Here is a 5,885-nt window from a genome sequence, read left to right as displayed (position 1 = left end):
GCGCTGCGGGTAATAAGCCTGGGTCGCAAGAACTATCTGTTCTTCGGTTCGGATAGCGGCGGCGCCCGGGCGGCGCTGATGTATACGCTGATCGGCAGTTGCAAACTGAACGGCGTGGAGCCGGAAGCGTATCTGCGCCATGTGCTGGCGATTATCACGAATCATCCCATCAACAAAATCAAAGAGCTCCTGCCGTGGAACCTCACCATCCCTGCTGAATAACTGTCAATACGGCGCTGGGCGTACGCTTACTAAAATCCGGATTCAAGATAGAAAGCTCTCCACTTATCACCTTCCTGATGCTGCTGGCAGGACTTGGTCTGCTTACCTGGTTCGTTCGTCAGCAACTTTCCTGCGCGGACCCCATGCTGGATCTTTCCTTATTCAGCAAGCCTAGTATCTGCGTTGGCATATTTTGGCATATTAATGGCACTGGTTGCCTGTGCCGCGCTTACGGGTGTGGAATTGACGTTGGCTCAGGAACTGCAGTCCGTGGTAGGTTATTCTCCGCTACAGACAGGTCTCTTTATGGTACCGCTGGCCATCGGCTCAGCACTGGGTGGGCCTCTGGCTGGTTATGCTACAGGTCTGTAAGGACTCCGAAATGTTGCCGCCGCCTCACTGCTGGCAGCGGCTGCGTGTCTCGCCGGACTAAGCGTAAGCGATTTCCATCACCCCAACATTATGGTTATCACTTTGCTGCTGGTATTGGGCATATCACTCAGTATCGGTTTGACAGCGTCGTCAATTGCCATTATGAACAGTGCGCCATCGGACAAGGCCGGTGCGGCCGGTTCGCTGGAAGTGACAGGCTATGAACTTGGCGCCGGACTGGGTATCACTTTTTTTGGTGTGCTACTTTCGACAGCCTACTCGAAGACCATCAATTTGCCCGCTGATCTGCCGGCCAGCCTTCATTCTAGAGCTGCCAGTTCCATTAGTGACACGATGGTTGTGGCAGAACACCTAGGGGCAACCGGCATTGCTTTAACGGAGGCTGGACGTGCCGCATTTTCCAGTTCACATGCCGTTGTGCTGCTGACAGCCACATGCATGATAGCCCTGTTAGCTGTTGCCGTGTTCGTCGCATTGCGAAACTATCAAGAGTCAGCCCGGGAGTAGCCTCCTCAAGAACTGGGCGCATATTAATGAGAGTAGTGAAGACGTAAAAGAGAAATTAATGCAGGAGTTGTTGAATCCTAAGGAGCATGACTTCGTGGGCTAACAGGTCGCACAACATGCTTCAGAACAGCTAGCAACACAACATAACCATTTAAATGATAGACCGCACCTAAGTGCAGCGTGCGGGGTGGCGTGGTCAACGACTGTGCCACCATGCTCACGATGTGGACTGATCCTACCCCGGTAGACGATCCGGCACTATAGTTGTGGGGTCAGTCCACTCTGCTTGACCCTAAAGTTTATTAACCACCTTAAGGTCGCTTTCCTGCAAGCCGTTATCTGTCGTACTGTTGCCGAATATGCGAAAAAGAACAATTTTCGTTTTATCTGCAACTTAATAATTGAGATTTACAATACGATGGCTTAACCCGGCTACCTCACAGGGGACAGATGGGCTATACCTGAAGGTCTACTAGAGAGAAAAAAGGATAACTTCACAAATAAGGAAGTATTGCCCACTTTTAACATCAAATTCTTTGCTTATAGTACCAAGCCCGACTTAAGTGGCTTTAATAATGCACCAGGCCTCCATCCACGGCGTATTGACTGCCGGTAACGTACGAAGCGTCATCTGAAAGCAGAAAGAGTGCAACGGCCGCTGCTTCTTGTGCTGTTCCAGCCCGGCCGAGCGGTACCTGGCTGACCACAAAGTTCTCAAATCGCTGACGCGACTCCTCCGGCATGAAATGCCTGAAGTTAGTTTCAATCGGACCCGGCACTAGTGTGTTGGCGCGGATACCGCGTCCAGCGAGCGCATTTGCCCAGCTTTTAACCATGGCGACAACGGCACCTTTGGTTGCTGCATGAAGGCTCGTCATTGCCGCGCCTTCATAAACAGAAGAGGAGGACGTCACCAGAACAGACGCACCCCGGTTGAGTGAACCAGATAGGGCTGCAAGCTGAAGCATCGGACCACGGACGTTAGCATTCATCATGTGGTTGAAAATATCGGCCGTAACGGATTCCGGAGGACCTACTTCTGCGTAGCCGGCATTAAGCCATAAACCGTCAAGTGCTCCCCAGCGGTTGATGGCTTTATGCAACTCACTTATATCCGCTTCGCAGGCAGCATCATTTTTTAAGATAAGCGATGTCTCCGGTAGCAAGTGGCGGGCGCATTCCAGACGTTCTTCATTAAGTCCCGTGATGGCTACATGACCACCCTCTTTGACAATACGCTGAGCACCTGCAAGCCCCATGCCGCTTGTACCGCCAGTGATAAGTATGCGTTTTCCCTGATATCTGCCCATGATTACTTTCTCTATGCTTTTGGATCATCACTTACCATACGAAAGATAAACATTAGTCGTCATCTGTTTCATCACGCAACGATGAAAGTAACGAATGATCTTACTACAGGATCACATGCAATCGGCCACTCATGAGGTCGTCACTAAAAGCATTCCTAGCTGTTTCAACTTCAATTCATGGCACCTAGCAGACTCTTAATCCACCGAGGGTTACTTTATCTTTTCTGCCATACTTACTTGGTAATGATTTCCGGGTCGCCGAGATGTTGGTCTATCCACTGGCCGACCAAATGATGCCCGACTATCACGGCGGGTTCTGGCATTTCATCCGTTTGCCGGATGGCGTTCAGATGATACCCGAGGGTGACCGTATTTTGGTCGTTAATAGCGACAACGGGTTTGAACAAACGGTAAATGCCGATGCCACGGGCATTATCCTGACGGCGTTGACGATCTATCGCCGTTGTTGGGCTCATCATGCATGTGACCATGCTAGGCTTATTCGCCATTGACGCTGCGTGATGTTTAACTATGGCCGTTTATCGATACGTACCGAGAATGGGATGTCGTTTGCGCCGCACTCGACTAGCTTAATGAAAGGGCGGGGGGCCCGCTCTGTTACTCTCGCCGGTAATGAAGGGAGGGGCCCCCGCGGCCGCGCGTTAACATCCTGGCAGGCTGACGCCTGCCGGTGAGGCGCTTCGCCGCGCCAGCGGCGCCGCTGGCCTTCACCTCATTCTGTTGCCGCTGGGGAAAGGAGGTTCTAAGCGGTCATTGTTGAATTCACTCTGTCTGGCGTCTGTGATACCCACAGGGAACATCGCTAATTTATAACACGAAGAACAAGAGCAAGTGGCTGTCGATTTAGTGGCTGCTGGAGTAGCGTATAAAGAAAGAACTCGGCTACCGGTCGCCGCGGAAGCCGTGGCCCGTGAACAGTCTAAGCATCTACGTGTCTATTTTACGACGCGCCTGGCGCATCATCGCCAGCTCCGCCAGCAGCTGCCGGGCGCGAATGATGCACGCTACGCCGAGATGGCGGAAGTCAGTAAAAAAGGGCCATAAAACGGTCATCTGCCAGACGTCGCGCTTTGCCTAATTTAGATTTGGCATAATGGCCTGTGCGGCCTGTGGGAATTTTTTACGGCAGGGCGCTGGGCGGGCTGCCATGTTGAGCAATGAGCCAGACAAGCTGTCTCTGTCCAGCATCGTTAGGGGGCGGGTTTCCATCCCTGACGCCTTACCCGCTTGCAGCATCCGTAAGGGATGCTCCGCACGGTTGCGCCGTTTGCTAAGCTTCCATTCTCCCGGCCTTACGGATAGCAAGGGTAAGGCGCAACGTTGTTTCGCGTTGGCGCTTTTCGTCGTTGCGGCGAAAGTTATTATTCGGATAGTGGTATAAGCAGAGGGAGGAAAATATGCATTCGGCAGCGGTCGCGCCCGCTTTATGGTAGAGTTTTCCCGTTTAAGTTATGCAGCGACATTTCAGATGATAAAAAAGAAAAACAGTATACCTACGCCCCATGATGCTACCTTCAGGCAGTTCTTGAACCAGCCGGCCATTGCCCGCGATTTTATGGAAATCCATCTGCCCGCAGAACTGCGGGCAATATGTGACCTGAACACGCTAAAGCTAGAATCCGGAAGTTTTGTCGAGGAGGATCTGCGCCAGTATTTCAGTGACGTGTTGTATAGTTTGAAGACCACCACAGGTGATGCTTACGTCCATGTGTTAATTGAGCATCAGTCGACACCGGATAAACACATGGCGTTCAGGTTATTACGCTATGCTGTAGCGGCAATGCAGCGCCACCTGGAAGCAGGACACAAAACGCTACCGTTAGTGATCCCGGTTCTGTTTTATACTGGCCGACGCAGCCCGTATCCGTATTCCACAAACTGGCTGCGGGAGTTTGACGACCCTGAACTGGCCGGTAAACTCTATAGTGGCGATTTTCCGCTGGTTGACGTGACTGTCATACCGGATGATGAAATAATGACCCACCGCAGCATGGCGGCGCTGACCCTGCTGCAAAAAAATATTCACCAGCGCGATCTTGCGGAGCTGACCGATAGACTGGCGACTCTGCTGATGGAAGACTGGCTGGCTTCGCCGCAGGTGATTTCGCTGGAATACTATCTATTGCAGGCTGGCGAATCCTCAAATGCCGAAGCCTTTGTACGCGACCTGGCACAGCGAGTGCCGCAACACGGGGATCAACTGATGACCATCGCACAACAGCTTGAACAAAAAGGTATCGAGAAAGGACGAGCAGAAGGTATCCAACTCGGTGAGCAACGCGGTATCGAGAAAGGTGAGCGCGAAGCCACCCTCAAAATTGCCCGTTCCATGCTTCAGCGCGGGATTGACCGTGCGTCGATCAGAGAAATGACCGGATTGTCCGATGATGACCTGCAACAGCTGCGTCATTGATCCTGCTTTCTCCGTGGCGAACCTCGATACGGCCCTCTCTGCTTCCCTGACCTAACGCAATAATGCCGGGCAGCGATCACGCGCTGCGCCGCAGCCCATGTTTCCGTTAACTTCACTCTTGCTGTGGTAATTGGCTATAGGGTCCACTCACTGTTACTCTTCGTCAGTTGCACTCACGGCGACGTTCGTTCAGGCCGCCTTATCCTGTACAATAAGAGGGTCTGTCGGGCAATAGCCGTGATGATTATTGCAATTCGGCGGGCTTCCGGGCGGGCTGTAATGTTGCTCACAAAGCCAGACAAGCTGACTCAGCCAGGCCCCGCTGGGCTGGTAAGTTTTCATATTTGAAGCCATACTCGTTTGCATCATCCCTACACGGATGCAACGCTCGGTCGCAACTATTTGCCGCGCTCTCATTCCCTCAACTCTTCAACTACCGGGCGTAAGGCTTAACTCAGTTTCGCGAACGCGATGGTGTCTAATTAGCGGTTTCATCATTTGTGATAGTTGCTGGTTCCGGTCACGCCCGATCACTGATTCCGGTCGCCCGATCAGCGATTCCGATTCTGTCCGATCGCTCATCTTCTGTTCCGCCATACTCTGGAGACTTTTAGCTTCCGGAGGTATGGCATGGCAGGTAAAAAGAAGAACGCGAGAACAGAAATGTGAATCTATATCAATGTATTACGCATTAAATTTGAGCAGCGTCGCTCGAATCGCAGCAGCTCTCGGCATCGGCTGTACCACAGTGCACGATATCCTCGGCCGATTCACGGTAGCTAACCTGGTCTGGCCATTGCCGGCGGAACTGTCCCCCGTCGACCTCGACCGCCTGCTCTATCCCGGCAAATCAGGCAAGGCTATCAAGACCTTACCCAGCTGGCTTGATATCGATACCGAGTTAAGCCGCAAGGGCGTGACCAAACAGCTGCTCTGGATGGAATATCATGCCGCCGTGGGCGGTGATGCCCTCGGCTACTCACAGTTCTGTGCACTGTTCCGTGACTGGAAAAAGAAGC

The 5,885-nt window shown here is 52.4% G+C and carries 5 protein-coding genes and 2 pseudogenes; 6 read left to right on the top strand and 1 reads right to left on the bottom strand.

Translation table 11 applies throughout. The features are described 5' to 3' along the window. Nucleotides 1–222: transposase domain-containing protein (locus tag ACMX3H_RS16265; RefSeq protein WP_415211565.1), on the top strand; the 222-nt coding region annotated here is incomplete at its 5' end. 474 nt (nucleotides 223–696) lie between these two features. Further along, nucleotides 697–1,122, top strand: a complete 426-nt coding sequence (locus tag ACMX3H_RS16260; RefSeq protein ID WP_415211564.1) for a hypothetical protein — start codon at nucleotides 697–699, stop codon at nucleotides 1,120–1,122. A 569-nt stretch (nucleotides 1,123–1,691) separates the two neighbouring features. On the opposite strand, the gene ACMX3H_RS16255 is transcribed toward ACMX3H_RS16260, so the two are convergent. Then, on the bottom strand, nucleotides 1,692–2,432 hold the full coding sequence (locus ACMX3H_RS16255; RefSeq protein ID WP_415211563.1) for an SDR family oxidoreductase: 741 nt from the start codon (nucleotides 2,430–2,432) through the stop codon (nucleotides 1,692–1,694). 224 nt (nucleotides 2,433–2,656) lie between these two features. On the opposite strand from ACMX3H_RS16255, the pseudogene ACMX3H_RS16250 reads away from it, so the two are divergent. From ACMX3H_RS16250 to ACMX3H_RS16235, 4 genes and pseudogenes are all read left to right on the top strand, one after another. Beyond that, a pseudogene (locus ACMX3H_RS16250) lies at nucleotides 2,657–2,961 on the top strand (antirestriction protein). 323 nt (nucleotides 2,962–3,284) lie between these two features. Next, the gene (locus ACMX3H_RS16245) at nucleotides 3,285–3,497 is read left to right on the top strand and encodes a DNA polymerase III subunit theta (protein WP_415211562.1); all 213 of its coding nucleotides are present in this window, start codon (nucleotides 3,285–3,287) and stop codon (nucleotides 3,495–3,497) included. 427 nt (nucleotides 3,498–3,924) lie between these two features. Continuing rightward, nucleotides 3,925–4,866, top strand: a complete 942-nt coding sequence (locus ACMX3H_RS16240) for an Rpn family recombination-promoting nuclease/putative transposase (protein WP_415211566.1) — start codon at nucleotides 3,925–3,927, stop codon at nucleotides 4,864–4,866. A 669-nt stretch (nucleotides 4,867–5,535) separates the two neighbouring features. Continuing rightward, nucleotides 5,536–5,885, top strand: a pseudogene (locus ACMX3H_RS16235) (IS21 family transposase); the annotation flags it as partial.

It is taken from the genome of Sodalis sp. (in: enterobacteria) (assembly GCF_047607725.1).
Classification (GTDB): Bacteria; Pseudomonadota; Gammaproteobacteria; order Enterobacterales; family Enterobacteriaceae; genus JBLKSS01.
The sequence above is the reverse complement of the archived record's forward strand: the minus strand, read 5'-3'. Positions and strand labels throughout refer to the sequence as shown.